At 65.4% G+C, this 21,431-nt stretch carries 19 protein-coding genes; 17 read left to right on the top strand and 2 right to left on the bottom strand.

Going from position 1 to position 21,431, the window contains the following annotated elements; all coding sequences use genetic code 11:
- Positions 1-157: 157 nt before the first annotated feature.
- On the bottom strand, positions 158-1,024 hold the full coding sequence (locus DIE08_RS19515) for a hydroxymethylpyrimidine/phosphomethylpyrimidine kinase (RefSeq protein ID WP_124903080.1): 867 nt from the start codon (positions 1,022-1,024) through the stop codon (positions 158-160).
- A 254-nt stretch (positions 1,025-1,278) separates the two neighbouring features.
- Here DIE08_RS19515 and DIE08_RS19510 point away from each other — a divergent pair, with 254 nt between their 5' ends.
- The 8 genes from DIE08_RS19510 (at position 1,279) to DIE08_RS19475 (ending at position 7,898) form a co-directional block, all read left to right on the top strand.
- On the top strand, positions 1,279-1,449 hold the full coding sequence (locus tag DIE08_RS19510) for a rubredoxin (protein WP_004186709.1): 171 nt from the start codon (positions 1,279-1,281) through the stop codon (positions 1,447-1,449).
- A gap of 104 nt (positions 1,450-1,553) precedes the next feature.
- Entirely contained in the window at positions 1,554-2,858 is a 1,305-nt protein-coding gene (locus tag DIE08_RS19505) for a hypothetical protein (RefSeq protein ID WP_124903078.1), read from the top strand.
- Between the two features lie 182 nt (positions 2,859-3,040).
- The gene (locus tag DIE08_RS19500) at positions 3,041-3,619 is read left to right on the top strand and encodes a YqgE/AlgH family protein (RefSeq protein WP_006751106.1); all 579 of its coding nucleotides are present in this window, start codon (positions 3,041-3,043) and stop codon (positions 3,617-3,619) included.
- Positions 3,616-4,065, top strand: a complete 450-nt coding sequence (gene ruvX / locus DIE08_RS19495) for a Holliday junction resolvase RuvX (RefSeq protein ID WP_059530402.1) — start codon at positions 3,616-3,618, stop codon at positions 4,063-4,065. The genes DIE08_RS19500 and ruvX overlap by 4 nt, the downstream gene beginning before the upstream one ends.
- Positions 4,052-4,567, top strand: a complete 516-nt coding sequence (gene pyrR / locus DIE08_RS19490) for a bifunctional pyr operon transcriptional regulator/uracil phosphoribosyltransferase PyrR (RefSeq protein ID WP_059681461.1) — start codon at positions 4,052-4,054, stop codon at positions 4,565-4,567. Before ruvX ends, pyrR begins: the two co-directional genes overlap by 14 nt.
- A 74-nt stretch (positions 4,568-4,641) precedes the next feature.
- Positions 4,642-5,673 (top strand): aspartate carbamoyltransferase catalytic subunit, encoded by a 1,032-nt coding sequence (locus DIE08_RS19485; protein WP_044846292.1) that lies wholly within the window; start codon positions 4,642-4,644, stop codon positions 5,671-5,673.
- A gap of 61 nt (positions 5,674-5,734) precedes the next feature.
- Positions 5,735-7,021, top strand: a complete 1,287-nt coding sequence (locus DIE08_RS19480) for a dihydroorotase (RefSeq protein WP_124629578.1) — start codon at positions 5,735-5,737, stop codon at positions 7,019-7,021.
- Positions 7,022-7,040: 19 nt separating this feature from the next.
- Positions 7,041-7,898, top strand: a complete 858-nt coding sequence (locus DIE08_RS19475) for a 1-acyl-sn-glycerol-3-phosphate acyltransferase (protein WP_124903076.1) — start codon at positions 7,041-7,043, stop codon at positions 7,896-7,898.
- 33 nt (positions 7,899-7,931) lie between these two features.
- Here the strand turns inward: DIE08_RS19475 and DIE08_RS19470 are convergent, their stop codons facing one another.
- Positions 7,932-8,771 carry a symmetrical bis(5'-nucleosyl)-tetraphosphatase gene (locus tag DIE08_RS19470; RefSeq protein ID WP_124903074.1) on the bottom strand — a complete coding sequence of 280 codons (840 nt, stop codon included), beginning with the start codon at positions 8,769-8,771 and terminating at the stop codon, positions 7,932-7,934.
- Positions 8,772-9,115: 344 nt separating this feature from the next.
- On the opposite strand from DIE08_RS19470, the gene rfbB reads away from it, so the two are divergent.
- The 9 genes from rfbB (at position 9,116) to DIE08_RS19425 (ending at position 21,428) form a co-directional block, all read left to right on the top strand.
- A complete protein-coding gene (gene rfbB / locus DIE08_RS19465) occupies positions 9,116-10,177 on the top strand; it encodes a dTDP-glucose 4,6-dehydratase (RefSeq protein ID WP_124903072.1) in 1,062 nt (353 codons plus the stop codon).
- Positions 10,178-10,188: 11 nt separating this feature from the next.
- Positions 10,189-11,082, top strand: coding sequence for a glucose-1-phosphate thymidylyltransferase RfbA (gene rfbA / locus DIE08_RS19460; RefSeq protein ID WP_124903070.1), 894 nt, complete (start codon positions 10,189-10,191; stop codon positions 11,080-11,082).
- Positions 11,067-11,618, top strand: coding sequence for a dTDP-4-dehydrorhamnose 3,5-epimerase (rfbC, locus tag DIE08_RS19455; RefSeq protein ID WP_124903068.1), 552 nt, complete (start codon positions 11,067-11,069; stop codon positions 11,616-11,618). The genes rfbA and rfbC overlap by 16 nt, the downstream gene beginning before the upstream one ends.
- Positions 11,611-12,510: a dTDP-4-dehydrorhamnose reductase gene (gene rfbD, locus DIE08_RS19450; protein WP_124903066.1), complete on the top strand. Its 900-nt coding sequence runs from the start codon at positions 11,611-11,613 to the stop codon at positions 12,508-12,510. The genes rfbC and rfbD overlap by 8 nt, the downstream gene beginning before the upstream one ends.
- A gap of 405 nt (positions 12,511-12,915) precedes the next feature.
- The gene (locus DIE08_RS19445) at positions 12,916-14,364 is read left to right on the top strand and encodes a mannose-1-phosphate guanylyltransferase/mannose-6-phosphate isomerase (protein ID WP_124903150.1); all 1,449 of its coding nucleotides are present in this window, start codon (positions 12,916-12,918) and stop codon (positions 14,362-14,364) included.
- On the top strand, positions 14,364-15,158 hold the full coding sequence (locus DIE08_RS19440) for an ABC transporter permease (protein WP_124903064.1): 795 nt from the start codon (positions 14,364-14,366) through the stop codon (positions 15,156-15,158). The genes DIE08_RS19445 and DIE08_RS19440 overlap by 1 nt, the downstream gene beginning before the upstream one ends.
- A complete protein-coding gene (locus DIE08_RS19435; RefSeq protein WP_124903062.1) occupies positions 15,158-16,378 on the top strand; it encodes an ABC transporter ATP-binding protein in 1,221 nt (406 codons plus the stop codon). Before DIE08_RS19440 ends, DIE08_RS19435 begins: the two co-directional genes overlap by 1 nt.
- The gene (locus tag DIE08_RS19430) at positions 16,378-17,703 is read left to right on the top strand and encodes a class I SAM-dependent methyltransferase (RefSeq protein ID WP_124903060.1); all 1,326 of its coding nucleotides are present in this window, start codon (positions 16,378-16,380) and stop codon (positions 17,701-17,703) included. Before DIE08_RS19435 ends, DIE08_RS19430 begins: the two co-directional genes overlap by 1 nt.
- A complete protein-coding gene (locus DIE08_RS19425; RefSeq protein WP_124903058.1) occupies positions 17,703-21,428 on the top strand; it encodes a glycosyltransferase in 3,726 nt (1,241 codons plus the stop codon). The genes DIE08_RS19430 and DIE08_RS19425 overlap by 1 nt, the downstream gene beginning before the upstream one ends.
- Positions 21,429-21,431 lie beyond the last annotated feature (3 nt).

The raw sequence follows: 21,431 nt of genomic DNA, 5'->3' as shown, positions 1-21,431 counted from the left end.
TGACGTGTGGCGCTTGCGTCGGACGGCAATACGAGGACGGCGGTTATGCGATTCGGTCGCAATTGCGGGCGACATGGGTGATCGCCGCACGCGTGATCGAAGGCCCGTCAGCGCGAAGGGACGCCTCGCTCGCGTGAACATGCCGCCCCTCCGTTGGTCAATGCCGGGCAATTCTCGGCGAGTTCTTGCTGCTGTCCGTCACCGGACGCCCGCCTTCCTCATCGTTGCTGCGCGCCCAGAAGAACCGGTCGGGCAGGTACGCGCCCATGCCGGGCCGGAACGCGTCGCGGACGGCCTGGTACAGGTATTCCTGCGCCTCGCGCACCGCTTCGGGCGGCTCCTGGCCGTTCGCGAGCAGTGCCGCGATCGCCGCGCCGAGCGTGTCGGTGATGCCCATCAGCCGGTGCGGCGAGCGATCCCACATGTCTTCGCGAAGCTGGCCTTCCTCGCCGTACAGCGTGTTGACGAGCCGGTGCGAACCCGTCTCCGACGACAGGATGTACTCGCAGCCCTGCGACAGCAGGTGCGACACGGCCGCGTCGAGATTCGGCGCCTCGGCATCGCCGTCCGGCTGCGCGAGCGCGATCAGCGTCGCGTGGTCGGCGACCAGCAGTGTCGTCTGCGGTGCGAGCAGGTCGGCGATCGATTCGCGCAGGTCGTCGGCGGCGAGCACGTGCTCGTCGTCGAGCGTGAAGTCCGGTGCGAGCACGAGCGGCACGCCGTCGTAGTCGGCGACCACTTCCGCGATCGCGCTCACGACTTCCGCGCGCGTCGCGGCGCCGATCTTGAACGCGGCAACCGGCATGTCCTCGAGCAGCATGCGCGCCTGGGCGGCGACGACATCGGGATCGAGGCCGGTCACTTCGTCGCAGGCGGCGGAGTCGCGCACGGTATAGCCCGTCAGGACGGACACGCCGTGACAGCCCATGCTCGCCAGGGTCATCAGATCGGCTTGGAGGCCGGAACCGCCGGTGGGATCGGACAGGCCGAAGGTGAGGACGATCGGAGGGGCGTTGCTGGACATGTAGAAATGGGGCAAGAAAAAAACGGGGAAGCGACAGAACTGCGGACGGCGAGGCGAAGTGGGCGTTTCGGCCCCGTGTTGCCCGGCAGGCCGCACTTTTCAGTCATTATGCGGCGGAATCCGGCCCGCACGACGGAATTTTTAGCGCAGCGCAACGTAGTCGCCGTACTCCAGCGCGATTGCTAGGCAGTCCGGCCCCGACACGGTACCATCATGGCTCCCGAATTTACCGACTTTTCCCGACGCGGCTTAAGATGGAATACAAGAGCTGGATGTGCCTGATTTGTGGCTGGATTTATGACGAAGAAGCCGGGCTGCCCGAAGAGGGCATCGCCCCGGGCACGCGCTGGGAAGACGTCCCGATCAACTGGACGTGCCCCGAATGCGGCGCTCGCAAGGAAGACTTCGAGATGGTCCAGATCTGACCGGACCCTTGGCCCACGGACACACCGCTTCGGCCTCGCGGTTGCCCGGCGCTCTTGCGCCGCGGCCGGCGCGAGCGACTTGACGATGACAGGCGCGCGTGTCCATGACGTCCGATCCGGCCAACGTTTCTCACCCTGACGCACTGCCCAACCCGCGTGGCGGGGCCGTGCGCGCCGCCGACGCGTGGCTCGCGGCAGCCGCCGACGCATTCGAGCACCGGGACGACGCGGCCGCGCCGCTGTCAGCCGCCGCCGCCGTGCTGGCGGAGGCCGGCTGGCTGCCGGCCGCCCGTTTCGCCGGGCAACTGTCGGCCGCCGTGCCGCTCGTCGCCGCCGAGCCGACTTCGGCCGGCTGGCGGGCCGCGCTGCGCGACTTCCGCGCGGCCGTCGGCCGCCACAACCTGCGCGAACTCGCCTGTTCGTCCGTTCTCTTCGATCATTTCCGTGCATTGCGTGCGCAAAGCGCCGCCGACCTGCGTGCGAGCACGCCGCTCGACGCGCTCGCGCTCGTCGGTCGCGCGGTGCCGCAGGCCACGCTGCGCGTACTGCCCGAGGAGATCGCGACCCGGGTACGCGCCCGCTACGAGCAGGCGCTGCTCGGCGTGCTGCGTGCGCAGCACGGCGCGCCCGACGCCGCGCTCGACGAACTCGATGCGATGCAGGCTGCGCTGGCCGACGATGGTCCGTACGATTTCTGGCGGCTCGCGGCAGCGTGCCAGCGTGCGCTGCGCGCAACCGGCGCGCCCGAACTGAAGCGCTTTCTGGCGCGGACGAACCTGCTGCTCGGCGAGCAGGCGCAGGGCCGGCGGCGCAGCGCGCCGCCCGAGTTCGTGCGAGAGACGGTCGCGCTGTTGTGGCGCGATTTCGCGCTGTTCGGCGCAGCCGCGGAAGACGTCGCGCTCGTCGACGTGCTGCACGACTATGGGCTGACCGTGGACTGGCATGTCGCCGGCACGCCCGCGTCCGAGGCGCTGTGGGAGGCCGACGCCGCGCGGGCCGAGCACGACGCGGTTGCCGTCGCGCCGACCCGTGCGCTCGGCGTCGTGACCGTCAACGCGCATGCGTATGAGGATTTCCTGCAGACGGCCGACGCGTCGATGGCCGATCTGGCCGTCGATCCGGCCGCGGCCGATGCGGGGGCTGCATGGCGCGCATCCGCGGCCGCCTACCGGGTCGGTACGGCCGCGTGCGCGCTCGGGCTCGGTCATGCGGCGCTGCTGGCCGACACGCTCGGGCTCGCGTGGCGCCGCGCCGCGCACGGCATGCCGCTCGCCGACGGCGGGCTCGATGCACACGCCCGCGCGTCCGACATGCTGCGTGCCGCGCTGCTGAAGATCGCCGCGGGGGTGGCGCCGCCGGACCTGACCGCGGCGTCCGGGGCGCTCGGCGCGGCGCTCGGCCGGACCTGACGCACAACGGGGCGCGACCGCAGCGGCAGCCCTTGTCGCGCGGGCCGGCAACACGCTGCCGACAGCGCCCGCGCGCGTGTTAGAGTGCCGTGTGATCCGCGCGCGTCGTTGCCAGCGTCGCGCGGCGTTGCTTGTTGATCGCGGCCCGGTCAGGTCGCGGCGTCTTTGCTAAAATTCAAACCATGTCAAAGCCTTCCGATCGCATCAATCTCACCAACCAGTTCCTGATCGCCATGCCGAACATGGCGGATCCGACGTTTTCGGGAACGGTGGTCTATCTTTGCGATCACAGCGAGCGCGGCGCGCTCGGCCTCGTCATCAATCGTCCCACCGACATCGACCTCGAATCGCTGTTCAACCGCATCGACCTGAAGCTCGACATCGAGCCGCTGCTGCACATCCCCGTGTACTTCGGCGGCCCGGTCCAGACCGAGCGCGGCTTCGTGCTGCACGAGCCGGTCGAGGGCGCGAACTACAACTCGTCCATGTCGGTCGAGGGCGGGCTCGAGATGACGACGTCGAAGGATGTGCTCGAGGCGGTCGCGACGGGCACCGGCCCGAAACGCTTCCTGCTGACGCTCGGCCATGCAGGCTGGGGCGCCGGTCAGCTCGAGGAAGAAATTTCCCGCAACGGCTGGCTGACCGTGGCCGCCGATCCCCGCATCGTGTTCGACACGCCGGCCGAGGAACGCTTCGAAGCCGCACTGGGCCTGCTCGGCGTCAGCTCGTCGATGCTGTCCGGCGAAGCAGGGCACGCATGAGTGGCGCGAGCGCGCGCGATGCGACGCTCCTGGCGTTCGACTACGGCGAAAAGCGAATCGGCGTCGCGATCGGCAATGCGCTGACGCGCTCGGCCCGTGCCCTCGTCGTCATTCCCAACCTGAACCGCGAGCACCGCTTCAAGGCGGTCGGCGAACTGCTGGCCGAATGGCGGCCCGACGCGCTCGTCGTCGGCCTGCCGATGCATCCGGACGGCACGCCGCACGAGATGACGCAGCAGGCGAAGCGCTTCGGCAACCAGCTGAACGGCCGCTTCGGGCTGCCCGTCACGTGGGTCGACGAACGCTATTCGTCGGTCGAGGCCGAGGCCGGGCTGCGCGAGCGCAACGTGCGCGGGCGCGCACGCGCCGAGATGCTCGACGCCGAGGCCGCGCGCGTGATCCTTCAACAGTATCTCGATCAATTGTCCGACCATGAGCACCATTGACGCCGACGCGCTCTACCGCGTCCTGCTCGACCAGATCCGCGACGCATACGGCACGGCCTTCGCCGAGCCGGGCGGCCCGCGGCTCGCCGGCATTTACAGCGGCGGCGCGTGGCTCGCCGAGCGCCTCGCGCGCGATCTCGGCGCGCCGGCGTTCGGCGTCGTGAACGTCGCGCTGCATCGCGACGACTACGCGAAGAAGGGGCTGCACAGCCAGGCGAGTCCGACGTCGCTGCCGTTCGACGTCGACGGCGCGCGCATCGTGCTCGTCGACGACGTGCTGTACACCGGACGCACCGTGCGCGCCGCGCTCAACGAACTGTTCGACTACGGCCGTCCGGCCGCGGTCGAGCTCGCGGTGCTCGCCGATCGCGGCGGCCGCGAGCTGCCGGTCGCCGCGCGCTTCGCGGGCGGCACGCTCGACGTGCCGGCCGATGCGACGCTCGTGCTCGCGCGCGACGAAGCCGCGCAGCTGACGCTGCGCATCGAGGCGCACGGCGCCTGACCGAACCGCGAAACCGTATCCCGGGCCGCCGGTTCGTACCGCGGCCCGTTTGCATAGTTGGAATCACGCACACCATGACTACCGACACCACTGGCCGCACCGGCAATCCCGCTGCTGCCGCGAGCCCCGAGCGGTTCCGCTACGGTTTCCTGAAGGGCAATCCGCAGCTCACGAAAAACGGCGAGCTGAAACACCTGCTGTCGATCGAGGGGCTGCCGCGCTCGATCGTCAACCACATTCTCGATACGGCCGAGCAGTTCGTCAGCGTGACGGACCGCGAGGTGAAGAAGGTGCCGCTCCTGCGCGGCAAGTCGGTGTTCAACCTGTTCTTCGAGAACTCGACGCGTACGCGCACGACCTTCGAGATCGCCGCGACCCGCCTGTCGGCCGACGTGCTGAACCTGAACATCAACGCGTCGTCGACGAGCAAGGGCGAGTCGCTGCTCGACACGATCAACAACCTGTCGGCGATGCATGCCGACCTGTTCGTCGTGCGCCATGCGTCGAGCGGCGCGCCGTATCTGATCGCCGAGCACTGCGCGCCGCACGTGCACGTGATCAACGCCGGCGACGGCCGTCATGCGCACCCGACGCAGGGCCTGCTCGACATGTACACGATCCGTCACTACAAGCGCGACTTCACGAAGCTGCGCGTGGCGATCGTCGGCGACATCCTGCATTCGCGCGTCGCGCGCTCCGATATTCACGCGCTCACCACGCTCGGCGTGCCGGAAGTGCGCGCGATCGGCCCGCGCACGCTGCTGCCGGGCGGCCTCGAACAGATGGGCGTGAAGGTGTTCCACAACCTCGACGAAGGGCTGAAGGGCGTCGACGTGATCATCATGCTGCGCCTGCAGAACGAGCGGATGAGCGGCGCGCTGCTGCCGTCCGCGCAGGAATACTTCAAGACCTGGGGCCTGACGCCCGAGCGCCTCGCGCTCGCCGCGCCCGACGCGATCGTGATGCACCCGGGCCCGATGAACCGCGGCGTCGAGATCGACTCGCAGGTCGCCGATGGTCCGCAGTCGGTGATCCTCAACCAGGTCACGTTCGGCATCGCCGTGCGGATGGCGGTGATGGGCATCGTTGCCGGCAACAGCGACTGAGCCCGCGTACGCGCATCCTTATCCAGGCATTCAACGCATTCAACGCATTCACAGACAGCGCATGAAGATTCATATCCAAGGCGGCACGCTGATCGACCCGGTCGCCGGCACCGAACGGCAGGCCGACGTATTCGTCGCGGACGGCAAGATCGCCGCGATCGCGGCGGCTGGTGCGGCGCCGGCCGGTTTCAACGCGGACAAGACGATCGACGCGGCGGGCCTGATCGTCGCCCCCGGTCTCGTCGACCTGTGCGCGCGGCTGCGCGAGCCCGGCTACGAGCACAAGGCGACGCTCGCGTCCGAGATGGCCGCGGCCGTCGCCGGCGGCGTCACGACCCTCGTGTGCCCGCCGGACACCGACCCCGTGCTCGACGAGCCGGGCCTCGTCGAGATGCTCAAGTTCCGCGCCCGCAACCTCCACCAGGCCAACGTCCATCCGCTCGGCGCGCTCACCGTCGGTCTCAAGGGCGAAGTGATCACCGAGATGGTCGCGCTGACCGAGTCGGGCTGCGTCGGTTTCACGCACGCGAACGTGCCGGTGCGCGACACGCAGGTGTTGCTGCGTGCGCTGCAGTACGCGAGCACCTACGGTTACACGACGTGGCTGCGTCCGCTCGACGCGTTCATCGGACGAGGCGGTGTCGCGGCGAGCGGTGCGCTCGCGTCGCGGCTCGGGCTGTCCGGCGTGCCGGTCGCGGCCGAGACGATCGCGCTGCACACGATCTTCGAACTGATGCGCGTGACGGGCGCGCGCGTGCACCTCGCGCGGCTGTCGTCGGCGGCGGGCCTCGCGCTCGTGCGCGAGGCGAAGGCCGAGGGCCTGCCCGTGACCTGCGACGTCGGCGTGAATCACCTGCACCTGATCGACGTCGACATCGGCTATTTCGATTCGCAGTTCCGGCTCGATCCGCCGCTGCGCGGCGAGCGCGATCGCGAAGCGATCCGCGCGGCGCTCGCCGACGGCACGATCGATGCGATCTGCTCCGATCACACGCCGGTCGACGACGACGAGAAGCTGCTGCCGTTCGCCGAAGCGACGCCCGGTGCGACGGGGCTCGAACTGTTGCTGTCGCTGACGGTGAAGTGGGCCGACGAAACCAGGACGCCGCTCGCGCAGGCGCTGCGCCGCATCACCGCGGCGCCGGCCGACGTGCTGCAGCTGCCGGCCGGGCGTCTTGCCGAAGGCGGCGCGGCCGATCTGTGCGTGTTCGATCCGCGCGCGCACTGGCGTGTCGAGCCGCGCGCGCTGAAGAGCCAGGGTCACAATTCGCCGTTCCTCGGCTACGAACTGCCGGCTTGCGTGCGTGCGACGCTCGTGGCCGGGCAGGTCGCGTTCGAGCGCCACTGAACCACGCCGGATCTTCGCCATGATCGCACTTCGCAAGCTGCGTCTCGTCGTTCACCTGCTGCGCGGCATGGCGACCGTCGCGCTGCGCTTTTCGCACGTGAGCGCCCCGCGGCGCCTCGAACTCACGCGCCGCTGGTCGCTCAAGCTGTTGCGGATTTGCGGGATGCGGCTCGTCGTCCACAACGACGGCGCGCGCCTCGACGCGGGCGCGCTCGTCGTCGGCAACCATGTGTCGTGGCTCGACATCTACACCGTCAATGCGTGGCGGCCGACGCCGTTCGTGTCGAAGGCCGAGGTGCGGCAGTGGCCGGTGGTCGGCTGGCTGGCCGAGAAGCTCGACACCGTGTTCCTGCAGCGCGAGAAGCGTACCGAGGCGATGCGCGTCATGCACGAGATGGCGGAGCGGCTGCGCAACGGCGGCGTGATGTGCGTGTTTCCGGAAGGCACGACGTCGGATGGGCAGGGGCTGCTGCCGTTTCACGCGAACCTGTTCCAGGCGGCGGTGTCGGCAGGCTGCGCGGTGCAGCCGATCTGCCTCATGTACGAGGATGCACAGGGGCGGCAGTCGGTCACGCCGGCCTATACGGGCGAACTGTCGCTCGGCAAGTCGCTTGACATGGTGTTGCGCGGCGGCCCGCTGGTCGCGCATCTGTACGTGTGCGAGCCCATTGCGCCGGGTGGCGACCGTCGCGCGACCTCTGCGGCCGCGCGTGACGCGATCGCCGCTGCACTCGAAGCGATGCAGGCGAAGGTCGGCAAGCCGTCGCCCGACGCGCTTGCGGAGCTCGAGAAGCATGCGTATCCGGTAACCGAAGTCGGTGCCGGGGCGACGAGCGATGCGGCGGCCGAAGAGCCGGTGGCGGGGCGCGAGGGGTAAGGCTTCATTGCGCCCCGGTGCGACGCGGGCAGGCTATTCGCCGCCCGGCGCACGGCATGCTTCGCACTGCACCTGCGTGACCGTGCGTTGCGCCGGGTCGGCCGTCAGTCGTACGGCCGACAACCGATTTCCCCACACGCATCCGGAATCGAGCGCGACGATATTGTCGCGCAGCATCAGGCCGAGCGCGGCCCAGTGCCCGAATACGACGGTCACGTTTTCGGTGCGGCGCTCCGGTGCGTCGAACCATGGCAGATAGCCGGGCGGCGCGCTGTCGGGGCCGCCGTTCGCCTTGAACTCCATCGTGCCGTCGGACGTGCAGAAGCGCAGGCGCGTGAACGCATTGAATGCGACGCGCATCCGGTCGCGTTTTTTTAGGTTCGGACTCCATTGGTTCGGCTCGTTGCCGTACAGGCCTTGCAGTGTGTCGCGCCAATCGGGGGCGCGAAGCGCGCGTTGCAGCTCGTCCGCCAGTTCCAGCGCGAGCGTGGTGTCCCATTGCGGCAACACGCCTGCGTGGACGAGCAGCATCCCGTCCTCGAAGTGCGCGAACGGGCGGTGGCGTACCCAGTCGAGCAGTGCATCGGCGTCGGGGGCGTCGACAATCTCGCCAATCGTGTCGCCCGGGCGTTCCGTGCGGATGCCGGCCGAGACGGCGAGCAGGTGGAGGTCGTGGTTGCCGAGGACTACGGTCGCGCGCGGGCCGAGGTCGACCATCGCACGCAGCGCGGCGAGAGAGTCAGGGCCGCGGTTGACGATGTCGCCGGCGATCCAGAGTGGGGTGTCGGCGGGGGCTGAAAGCTTTTCGAACAGTGACTGGAAAGCGGAATGACAGCCCTGGATGTCGCCGATGGCGATGGGGGTAGGGATCATGGAAGGCAAGTTGTTACAAATCTTGACGCGAGATGAAAATGGAGGTGATCGTCGCAGCGTGGCTGCAGGCGCCTTTGGTGGATTTTAACGTGTTGATTTAAATGATGTTTTTTGGGGTGTCGCAGGTCCGGAGCACTGTATCAAGTTGTTAGCGACGTGGCTTTCGAGCAGAGTCGCTTCTTATAATCGACCGCGTCGCAACAAAATTAGCATTTCATGACTTTGACGGTTACGGTCAGCAGTTAGAATGCCCGCCTTGCGGCACGCGCACGGCGACGTCGTCGCGTTCGGAATTCGTGGCGGCTCGCGCCTGAGGCACGCCATATACGACTAGAGGGAGCCTCATGATTCTCGTGACGGGCGGTGCGGGTTTTATCGGTGCCAATTTCGTAATCGACTGGCTGCGTCAATCCGACGAGGCCGTGCTCAATGTCGATAAGCTAACCTACGCAGGCAACCTTCGCACGCTTCAATCGCTGAACGGGAGCTCGAAGCACGTATTCGCCCGCGTCGACATCTGCGACCGTGCGGCACTCGACGCGTTGTTGGCCGCACACCGGCCGCGTGCGATCCTGCATTTCGCGGCGGAAAGCCACGTCGATCGCTCGATTCACGGTCCAGCCGAGTTCGTTCGGACCAACGTGGTTGGCACCTTTACACTGCTCGAAGCTGCGCGTCAGTACTGGAGCGCGTTGCCCGACGCGGAGCAGGCGGGCTTCCGGTTCCTGCATGTGTCGACCGACGAAGTGTTCGGTTCGCTGTCTGTTACCGATCCGCAGTTCTCCGAAACGACGCCTTATGCGCCCAACAGCCCATACTCGGCGACGAAGGCAGGCTCCGATCACTTGGTGCGCGCGTACCATCATACGTATGGCCTACCGACGCTGACGACCAATTGCTCGAACAACTACGGTCCTTACCAGTTCCCCGAAAAGCTCATTCCGCTGATGATTGCGCATGCACTCGCCGGCAAGCCGCTACCCGTCTACGGCGACGGTCAGAACGTGCGTGACTGGCTGTACGTTGGCGATCACTGCAGCGCGGTCCGCGAAGTGCTCGCGCGCGGCACACCGGGCGAGACCTACAACGTCGGGGGCTGGAACGAAATGACGAACCTCGACGTCGTGCATGCGCTCTGCGATTTGCTCGACAACGCGCGACCCAAGGCGCAAGGCTCGTATCGCGACCAGATTACGTACGTGAAGGATCGTCCGGGGCACGATCGCCGTTACGCGATCGACGCGCGCAAGCTCGAGCGCGAGCTCGGCTGGAAGCCGGCCGAGACGTTCGCGACCGGCCTCGCGAAAACCGTCGCCTGGTATCTCGACAACCAGGCGTGGTCCGACGAGGTGGCTTCGGGCGAATATCGCAAGTGGGTCGAGACCAACTACGCAGAGCGCGTTTGACAGGAGCGGCGATGACACGCAAGGGCATCATTCTTGCCGGCGGTTCAGGCACACGGCTCTATCCGATCACGCACGCGGTGTCGAAGCAGTTGCTGCCGGTGTACGACAAGCCGATGATCTACTACCCGCTGTCGACGCTGATGGTTGCCGGCATACGGGACGTGCTGATCATCTCGACACCGCACGACACACCGCGCTTCGAGTCGATGCTCGGCGACGGTAGCCAGTGGGGAATGAACATCGGGTATGCGATACAGCCGTCGCCGGACGGGCTCGCGCAGGCGTTCATCATCGGCCGGGACTTCGTCGGTAACGATCCGTCGGCGCTGATCCTTGGCGACAACATTTTCTACGGACACGATCTTGCGAAGCAGCTCGAGCGCGCGAACGAGCGCGATACAGGCGCGACCGTGTTCGCTTATCACGTTCAAGACCCCGAGCGTTATGGCGTGGTGGAGTTTGACCGGAACTTCCGTGCGTTGTCGATCGAGGAGAAGCCCGCGAAGCCGCGTTCGCAGTATGCGGTCACGGGGCTGTACTTCTATGACAACCGCGTGTGCGACCTCGCGGCAGACATCAAGCCGTCGGCGCGCGGTGAACTGGAAATCACCGATGTCAATTCGCGGTATCTCGCGGACGGTGCATTGAATGTCGAGATCATGGGGCGCGGCTACGCGTGGCTCGATACAGGCACGCACGATTCACTGATCGAGGCGGCGACATTCGTCGCGACGCTGCAGAAGCGCCAGGGGCTCGTGATCGCGTGCCCCGAGGAGATTGCTTACCGCCGCAACTGGATCGACGCAGAGCAGGTGCTGAAACTGGCAGGGCCGCTCGCGAAGAACGCCTACGGGCAGTATCTCCGGAACCTACTCACCAATCAGGTCGCATGGCAATCCACGTAACGGCGACGGCACTCCCGGACGTCAAGCTCATCGAGCCGAAGGTCTTCGGCGACGCGCGCGGCTATTTTTACGAGAGCTTTAATGAGCGCGAGTTCGCGCAACTTGTCGGGGTCGATGTCGCATTCGTTCAGGACAACCACTCGCGGTCGGCGAAGGGCGTGCTGCGCGGGCTGCACTACCAGATCGAGCATGCGCAGGGCAAGCTCGTGCGCGTGACCGAGGGCGAGGTGTTCGACGTTGCAGTCGACATCCGCCGCAGTTCGCCGCATTTCGGCAAGTGGGTCGGTGTGGTCCTGTCGGCAGACAATCATCGCCAGCTGTGGGTGCCGCCCGGATTCGCGCACGGCTTCGTCGTGCTGTCGGAGGCCGCGCAATTCCTTTACAAAACCACCGACTACTGGTTTCCCGAGCACGAGCGCAGCATCGTCTGGAACGATCCGGAGATTGGTATCGCATGGCCGATCGAGGGCGAACCTGTCCTGGCGCCGAAGGATGCGGCAGGCAAGCGTCTAAGCGAGTCCGACGTATATGCGTAAAGGCGACAGGAACGCCGCGCCGACGATCCTCGTGACAGGCGTAAACGGCCAGGTCGGCTTCGAACTGTTGCGGACACTGCAGGGGCTCGGCCGCGTGGTGCCGTGCGACAGGTCGACGCTCGATCTGTCCGATCTCGATCGCGTGCGCGTGTTCGTGCGGGACGTAAAGCCGTCGCTGATCGTCAACCCGGCGGCGTATACGGCGGTGGACCAGGCCGAGACCGATGCGGATGCTGCGCGCCGCCTGAATGCCGACCTGCCGCGCGTGTTCGCGGAGGAGATGGCGCGCAGCGGCGGCGCGCTCATTCACTATTCGACCGACTACGTGTTCGACGGGACGAACACGGAGGCGTACGCGGAAACCGATGCGACGAATCCCGCCAACGTTTATGGCGCGACCAAGCGTGACGGCGAACTGGCGATTGCGGCGACCGGGTGTGCGCATCTGATCCTGCGAACGAGCTGGGTGTACGGTCGGCGCGGCAGGAACTTCCTGCTGACGATGTTGAAGCTGGGCGCCGAGCGACCGGAGCTGCGGATCGTCGCGGATCAGGTCGGCGCACCGACGTGGTCGAAGACCATTGCCGCTGCCACGGCGCACATCGTCGCGCAGGGTACGGCATCGACCGGGATCGACTGGTGGGCGCGCCGCTCCGGCGTCTATCACCTGACCTCGGCCGGCGCGACGTCGTGGTGCGGTTTTGCCGAAGCTATCTTCGCGGCCGCCATGGCGCAGCGTGCGCCGAAAGTCGTGCCGATCGCGTCGAGCGACTATCCGACGCCGGCGAAGCGGCCTGCGAATTCAAGACTGGCGCTGGACAAGCTGGGCGCGACGTTCGGATTGCGGATGCCTGACTGGCGCGATGCACTGGCGCTGTGTCTGGCGGAATGATCCCGACCCGCCCCACCGGGGCGCGCCAACCGTCGAGCAGGCGAAGGCCAGAACGGCTCGCGGAGGCGGGTTCCCGGCCCGGGGGGCGTTGTCCGGCTTGACGCCGGCAACCGTTCCGGTGCGTTCGGTGAGTTTTAAGTGACCGGTCGGTAACGTCTGGGAGTCCGGCCCGGTGGTGTGGTCGCCGGTCAGGGTCGAGGCAGGGCACGACGATTGCGGTGCGTTCGGGCCTTGCCTGGCGGCCGTCCCGGGTCGACCACCGTTTTCGGGGGGGAGTGGTGCCGGCTATAATTCCGTTCCGGCCGGGTCTCGCATGACCGGCTGGCAACCATGCCGGCGGGTGTATGGATGTAAGTGGCGAAGGTGTTGGCTTCGCCAGCGAATACTAAATGTGGAGTGAATGTGATGTTAATCCCCGTCATCCTGTCCGGTGGTGCCGGTACGCGACTTTGGCCCGTCTCTCGCGAAGGGCATCCCAAACCGTTCATGAAGCTCGCCGACGGCGAGAGTCTGCTGCTGAAAACCTACCGTCGCGCTGCCGCGGTGGTAGGCGGCGGTGAGGACGTGCCGCGTGGAGAATTGCTGACGGTCACCAATCGCGACTACTACTTCATGAGCAAGGACGAGTTTGTGGGCGCGGCGCTCGGCGAACAGCGGCCTGGCGTATTCATGCTCGAACCGGCCGGTCGCAACACGGCGCCTGCCGTGGCGATGGCGGCGCATCATGTCGCTGAAAAATACGGGCGCGACGCACTGATGCTGGTGCTGGCGGCCGATCACCTGGTGCAGGACCAGAAGGGCTTCGTGGCCGCTGTCGCGAGCGCGGCCGAACTGGCAAAGCAGGGCCGGCTGGTGACGTTCGGCATCGTGCCGACGAGCCCGGATACCGGCTTCGGCTATATCGAGGCAGGCGAGCCGGTCGGGGGCGGCCGGACGGCGCTGCGCTTCGTCGAGAAGCCGGATGCGGCGAAGGCGGCGGAGTACCTGGAAGCGGGCAACTACCTGTGGAACTCGGGCATGTTCTGCTTCAAGGCCGGCGTCATTCTCGACGAGATGGCCCGCCATGCCCCGGACGTCGCCGCGGCCGCCGAAGCGTGCTGGGCAGCGCTGCAGGAAGCCAACAAGTCGTCGACGCAGATGCTCGAGATTCCCGCCGAATCGTTCGAGAAGATGCCCGACATCTCGATCGACTATGCAGTGATGGAGCGCTCGTCGAACGTGGCGGTGGTGCCCGCCAGCTTCGGCTGGAGCGACATCGGCTCGTGGGGCGCGGTGCGCGACCTGGTCGAGCCTGACCAGGATAGCAACCGGGCCGTCGGCGATGCGATCTTCGTTGATAGCCGCAACATGTACGTACAGACGCAGGATCGCGTCGTGGCGTCGGTCGGCGTGGCCGACCTGATGGTCATCGATACGCCGGACGCGCTGCTGGTCGCTCACCCCGATCGCGCGCAGGATGTGAAGCAGGTGGTCGCCCGCCTGAAGAAGCGCAATCACGACGCGTACAAGCTGCACCGCACCGTGAGCCGTCCGTGGGGTACCTACACGGTGCTGGAAGAAGGTCCGCGGTTCAAGATCAAGCGCATCGAAGTCAAGCCGGGCGCGAGCCTGAGCCTGCAGATGCACCACCATCGCAGCGAGCACTGGATCGTCGTGAGCGGGATGGCCAAGGTCGTCAACGGCGATCAGGAAATCTTCGTCCGGACCAACGAGTCCACCTATATTCCTGCGGGTCACAAGCACCGCCTCGAGAATCCGGGCGTGCTGGACCTCGTGATGATCGAGGTACAGAGCGGCGAGTACCTGGGAGAAGACGACATCGTTCGTTTCCAAGATGTATACGGGCGGGCTTGATGCTGGGCATGCTGAGAGCCCTGTGGGCTTATCGCGGCTTCATTCTGGGAAGCGTCAAGCGGGAATTTCAGTCCAAGTACCGTAATTCCCTGCTGGGCGCGGCATGGACCGTCCTCAATCCGCTCGCGATGATCGTCGTATATACGGTGATCTTCTCGCGCGTCATGCATACGAGGCTCCCTGGAGTCGACAACAGCTTCGCGTACAGCATTCACCTGTGCGCAGGCATGTTGCCGTGGGGCATGTTCGTGGAAGTCGTCAGTCGTGCGCAGAACGCGTTCATCGAGAACGCGAACCTGATCAAGAAGCTGAGCTTTCCGCGACTCTGCCTGCCGGTGATCGTGGTTGCCAATTCGCTGGTCAATTTCGCGATCGTGTTCGGCCTGTTCGTCGTGTTCCTGGTGTTGACCGGCAACTTCCCCGGCATCGCGTTCCTGGCGGTCATTCCGTTGCTGATGCTGCTGACGCTGTTCGCGATCGGCCTCGGGATCACGCTCGGCGTGCTCAATGTGTTCTTCCGCGACGTCGGGCAGTTCTTCGGCATCGTGCTTAACTTCTGGTTCTGGCTGACGCCGATCGTCTATTCGCTTGAAATCCTGCCGAAGCCGATTCAGGCCGGCATGCAGTTCAACCCGATGGCGTCGCTGATCCAGGCATTCCAGGTCGTGATGATGCAGGGCCGGTGGCCGGACTGGTCGCAACTCTGGTTCGTGACGGCACTGGGCGTCGGCTGGTGCCTGATCGGTTTCAGTCTGTTCCGCAGGCACGCGGGCGAAATGGTGGATGAACTCTGATGGGCACCATTACCGTTAGCAATCTGGGCAAGGCCTACAAGCAGTACCCGACACGCTGGTCGCGTCTGGTCGAATGGATGGACCCGCGCCGCAAGCAGCATCACACGCTGCACTGGGTGCTGCAGGACGTGAACTTCACGGTGCGGGCCGGCGAGGCGCTGGGCATCATCGGCATCAACGGCGCGGGCAAGAGCACGCTGCTGAAGATGATCGTCGGGACCACGCAGCCGACCGTCGGCAGCGTGACAATGACCGGTCGCGTCGCGGCGCTGCTCGAACTCGGGATGGGTTTCCATCCGGATTTCACTGGCCGCCAGAACGTGATGATGGCCGGGCAGCTGCTCGGCTATACCGTTGACGAACTGCTGGCGTTGATGCCGGAAATCGAGGCGTTCGCCGAAATCGGCGAATACATCGACCAGCCGGTGCGCGTGTATTCGAGCGGCATGCAGGTGCGTCTTGCGTTCAGCGTCGCGACGGCGCGCCGGCCCGACGTGCTGATCGTCGACGAGGCGTTGTCGGTCGGCGATGCGTATTTCCAGCACAAGAGTTTCGACCGGATTCGTGAGTTCCGCACGCAAGGCACGACGCTTCTGATCGTCGCGCACGACAAGGCTGCGATCCAGGCGATCTGCGATCACGCGATCCTGCTGAACGCAGGGCGTCTGGAAATGGAAGGGCCGCCCGAGGCGGTCATGGACTACTACAACGCGATGCTGGCCGATCGCAAGGATCACGGGGTCCGGCAGGAAAAGCTCGAGAGCGGCGCGGTGCAGACCGTGTCGGGCACGGGCGAAGCCGTGATCGATGCGGTCGATCTGCTGGACGAGTCGGGGCAACCCATCGAGGTCGCCGGCGTCGGGCAGCCGGTTGCGCTGCGCGTCAAGGTCCGTTGTGTCAAAGCGATCCCCGAGTTGGTGGTCGGGTACATGATCAAGGATCGACTCGGACAGACTGTGTTCGGAACGAACACCTATCACCTGAAGCAGGTGCTGGTTGATCTCGATGCGGGGCAGTCGGTCGAGCTGCACTTCGAGTTCACTGCCAACATCGGGGTAGGCAGTTATTCGGTCGCGGTGGCGTTGCACACGGGGGACGCCCATGTCGCGAACAACTACCAGTGGCGCGATCGCGCGCTTGTATTCAACGTCGTCAACAAGAAGATGGAAACTTTCGTCGGCGTGGCGTGGCTACAGACGACGGTGAGGAGCTTGCCGTAGTGGACAGTTTTTATCGCGCGTTTGAAGATCAGCATCGCGGTTCGAGGGAGCTGATCAAAGGCCGACTGGCGAAGTACCTGCCGTTCATCACGCCGCTCGCGACGCTCTACCCGGGCGGCAAGACCTTCGACCTCGGTTGCGGTCGAGGCGAATGGCTCGAACTCATGACAGAGGCAGGTTTTTCCCCGGTCGGGGTGGACCTGGATGCCGATATGCTGGAAGCATGCCGCGAGCGCGGCCTACCGGTTTTCCAGGGTGACGCGATCGAGTATCTTGCCGCGCTCGATTCGGACAGCCACGCGCTCGTTTCGGCTTTTCACGTCGTCGAGCACGTGTCCTTCGAACAGGTGCGCAGGATCGTCAGCGAAGCGTTGCGCGTACTGAAACCAGGCGGGCTGCTGATCCTCGAGACGCCGAATCCGGAAAACATCGTCGTTGCGGGCTGCAATTTCTATCTGGACCCGAGTCACAAGCAACCGATTCCGCCCGAACTGCTGAGTTTCGTCGGCGACTATGCCGGCTTCGCACGGGTCAAGCGGCTTCGGCTGCAGGAAGCGCCCGCGTTGCAGGACGAGGGCGCGCGGATCCATCTTCTCGACGTGCTGGGTGGCGTCAGTCCGGACTACGCGATCGTTGCGCAGAAGGCCTGCAGCGAAGAAGAGGCTGCATCGTTCGACGCAGCGTTCAATGCCGACTATGGCCTGGCGCTTGCCGATCTTGCCGCCCGGTTCGAGCAAGGGGTCGCGCGGGAGCACGAGCGATCCGCCGAGGAGATCGGGAAGACCCGCGACGAAGTGGGGCAGGTTCATGGCGAGCTGGGGCTGGTCCTCGACGAACTGAAGCGTGCCCGCAGCGAATTGGGGCAAGTTCTCGACGAGTTCGGGCGGTTGCGCGGTGAAGTCGCGCAAGTCCGGGGCGAGCAGGGCTTGGTTCGCGGCGAACTGGGGCGCGTGCAAGACGAAGCGCAGGAGACTGCCGAGAAATTGCAGGCGGTCTACAACAGTACGTCGTGGCGTATCACTGCGCCGATGCGCACTGTCGTCACGTATGCTCGCGGCGCGAAAGTCGCGGGCAAATCGGGCGTGCGGCGTGCGTTGTTCCGCGGTGTCGCATACGCCAACCGCAATCCGCGGCTGCGACGGGTGGCCGTGCAGGTGTTGAGCAGGATGCCCGGCTTGAAGCAGCGACTCGTCCGGATCATCGTCGGCGCGCCTGCACAACCGGTGCGGAAGCCTGTCGATGATGACGGTTTGACGCCCCGCGCGCGCGAAGCGTTCACGGCATTGAAGTCTGCCCTCGCGCACGAAAATGGGGATGCTGAATAATGCGTATCGTTGTTGACATGCAAGGGGCGCAGAGCCTCAACTCGCGCAATCGCGGCGTGGGGCGCTACACCGAATCCATCGTCAAGGCGATGATCCGGAATCGCGGCGAGCACGAAATCGTCCTTGCGCTGAACGGGTCGTTCGAGGAGTCTGCGCGAATTCTGCGCGAGCAGTTCGAAGCGATCCTGTCGCCGAGCGATATCCACGTCTGGCACGCAGCGGGGCCGGCCGCTTTTGTCGATAAAGCCAACCTGTGGCGTCGCCAGTCAGGTGAACTGACTTATGAGGCATTTCTGACGAGCCTGAAGCCGGATTTCGTCTACATCGCCAGCTACTTCGAGGGCTTCGGCGACGATTCGATCACCAGCATTCACGCACTTCAGACCAACGTTCCAGTCGCGGTCACGCTGTACGACCTGATTCCGTACCTCTATGCCAAGCCTTATCTGGAGAATCCGCTTTTCAAGGATTGGTACCTGGGGAAAATCGAGAATCTTCGACGCGCCGATCTATGGCTGGCGATCTCCGAATCGTCGCGCATGGAGGGGATCGAGCATCTCGATCTCTCGCCAGAGTGGTCGGTCAACATGTCCGCCGATGTCGACGCGTGGTTTCGGCCGGAGCAGATCGCGCCCGAGCGCGAAGCCGCATTGCGGGGCAAGTACGGGCTGACGAAACCGTTCGTGCTGTATACGGGCGGTATCGACCATCGCAAGAACGTCGAGGGCATGATTCGCGCGTTCGCGCTGTTGTCGCCCGAGTTGCGTAAGTCGCACCAGCTGGCGGTCGTCTGCTCGATCCAGCCGGCCAGCCGCGAAGAGCTGGCGCGCCTGGCGCGGCAGGTCGGGCTGGAGGCGGAAGACGTCGTGTGCACGGGCTTCGTGCCCGACGAGGACCTGCTGGCGCTTTACAACATGTGCCGCCTGTTCGTCTTTCCTTCATGGCACGAGGGCTTCGGTCTGCCCGTGCTGGAGGCGATGCGCTGCGGCGCGCCCGTGATCGGTGCGAATACGTCGAGCGTTCCGGAAGTGATCGGCTGGGACGACGCACTGTTCGATCCGAAATCGGATGAAGCGATTGCGCGCAGCATGCAGCGGGGACTGACGGACGAGCCGTATCGTCAGGCACTGGTCGAGCACGGGAAGCGCCAGGCCGGGAAGTTTTCGTGGGATCAAAGCGGGCGTTGCGCGCTCGACGCCATGGAGCGACGGCTTCAGGCATGGCAGGCCGCAGGGCGCGAGCCCGAGGTTCAGCCGCGACGTCCGCGGCTGGCCTACGTGTCGCCGTTGCCGCCGGCCCGGACGGGGATTGCCGACTACAGCGCGGAACTGCTGCCGGAGCTGGCCCGCTTTTACGATATCGATGTCATCGTCGACCCGGATGAAGCGGACGCGATCCAGTCCGGCCCGCTCGCGCACGTTTCGGTGAAGACACCGGCGTGGCTGCGCAAGCATGCGGATTCCTACGACCGGGTGCTCTACCATTTCGGGAACTCGTCGTTCCACCAGTATATGTTTCCACTGCTGGAAGCCGTACCGGGCGTGGTCGTGCTGCACGATTTCTTTCTGTCGGGCATCGTCGCGCACATGGCCATTCACGGGAACCGTCCCGATGGCTGGTCCAAAGCGCTGTATGACGCTCACGGGTATGTCGGCCTCAGGGCCCGCCATCAGAAAGAGGATATCGCGGATGTCATCTGGGAATATCCGTGCAGCCTTGGCGTGATCCAGAAGAGCCTTGGCCTGATCGTTCATTCGCCCAACTCGCTGCGACTGGCGCGGCATTGGTACGGCGGTGATACGAGCGACTGGACCGTGATTCCCCACATGCGCGATGCGACCACCGCTTCGAGCGGCGACGACGCGCGTGCGGCGCTGGGATTCGGCAAGGACGACTTCGTGGTGTGCGCGTTCGGCGGGCTGGGGCCGTCCAAGCTGAATCATCGCTTGCTGAGTGCCTGGAGCCGCTCGTCCCTCGCGCGCGATCCGGCCTGTCACCTCGTCTTCGTCGGCGAAAACCAGCCGACCGAGTATGGTGAGGACGTTGCGCGCAGCATCCGGCAAATGGGCGAGAAAGCTCGGGTCCGCATTACCGGCTGGGCCGATGCACAAACGTTCCGACAGTACTTGGCAGCGGTCGATGTCGGCGTCCAGTTGAGGACGCTGTCGCGTGGCGAGACGTCGGGAACCGTGCTGGACTGCATGAACTACGGAAAGGCGACGATCGTCAACGCGAACGGGAGTATGGCCGATCTGGATCGCGATGCGGTGTGGATGCTGCCGGACGAGTTCTCCGACGAGCAACTGGTCGACGCACTGGAGACGTTGCGTTCCGATGCGGTGCGCCGGCAACGGATGGGCGCGCGCGCACGGGACGTCATCGTGACCGATCACGCGCCCGACGTCTGTGCCGAACAGTATCGCGATGCCATCGAGCGGTTCTATCCCCAGGCAGTTGCGAATCCTGTCGTGCTGTCTCGCGCGATCGCGCGCCGGGCCGGTCAGGCAAGCGACGACCAGTTGCGCGCGTGGGCGCTGACCGTCGCGAGGAATTTTGTGCCGCGCAACAACAAGCGGCAATTGCTGGTCGATATTTCCGAACTCGTCCGGGTGGATGCAAGAAGCGGGATCCAGCGCGTGGTCCGGAATCTGCTGAAGGAATGGCTGGATTCGCCGCCCGACGGCTTCCGTGTCGAGCCGGTTTATGCGACGACCACGGATTCCTATCGCTACGCGCGTGATTTCACGACGCGGATGATGGGGTTCGAGGACGGCTGGCTGCAGGACGAGGCGATCGACTATGCGCCGGGGGACGTGTTCGTCGGCCTCGATCTGCAGCCTCAGGTCGTCCCCGCACAACGGGAGTTTTACCAGAGCCTGCGATTACAGGGTGTCCAGGTCAAGTTTGTCGTCTACGATCTGTTGTGCGTGCTGCTTCCGCAATACTTCGTACCCGGTGCCGCCGACGGCTTTACGCGCTGGCTCGATGTCGTGGCGGAAAGTGACGGCGCATTGTGCATTTCGAACGCGGTGGCGACGGACCTGTCAGCGTGGCTGGACGCGCGTGCGCCGCAGCGGTCGCGCTCGTTTGAAGTCGACTGGTTCCATCTGGGCGCGGATATCGAGAATTTCGCGACTTCGTCGGAGATTCCGCGCGACGGCGAGAAGGTACTGCAACACTTGCGTAGCGCCCCGACGTTTCTGATGGTCGGCACCCTCGAGCCGCGCAAGGGCCATGTGCAGGTTCTGGATGCGTTCGAGCGGCTGTGGCGCGAGAATCAGGACATCAACCTGGTGATCGTGGGCCGGCAGGGGTGGATGGTCGAGGATCTGGTCTCGAGGTTGCGCGGGCATGCCGAGCAGGGGCGTCACCTGTTCTGGCTGGAAAGCGTCTCGGACGGTTATCTGGAGAAAATCTATGCAGCGAGTTCATGCCTGATTGCGGCATCCTATGGTGAAGGCTTCGGTTTGCCGTTAATTGAAGCAGCGCAGCACGGACTTGCGATCATCGCCCGCGATCTGCCCGTGTTTCGTGAAGTGGCCGGCGAGCACGCATCTTATTTTTCCGCGAAGGACGGGAACGCTCTGGCGAGCGAGATCAAGGCATGGCTCGAGCTTCGAGCAGCGCAGCAAGCGCCTTCATCTCGCGACATGCCTTTCCTGACCTGGGCGCAGAGCGCTCGTCATTTGGCAAAAATTCTCACGCACAACGAAGCGTGTTCCTAAAGC

The organism is Burkholderia sp. Bp9004 (genome assembly GCF_003858025.1).
Classification (GTDB): Bacteria; Pseudomonadota; Gammaproteobacteria; order Burkholderiales; family Burkholderiaceae; genus Burkholderia; species Burkholderia diffusa.
This window is presented reverse-complemented; position numbering and strand designations above follow the sequence as displayed.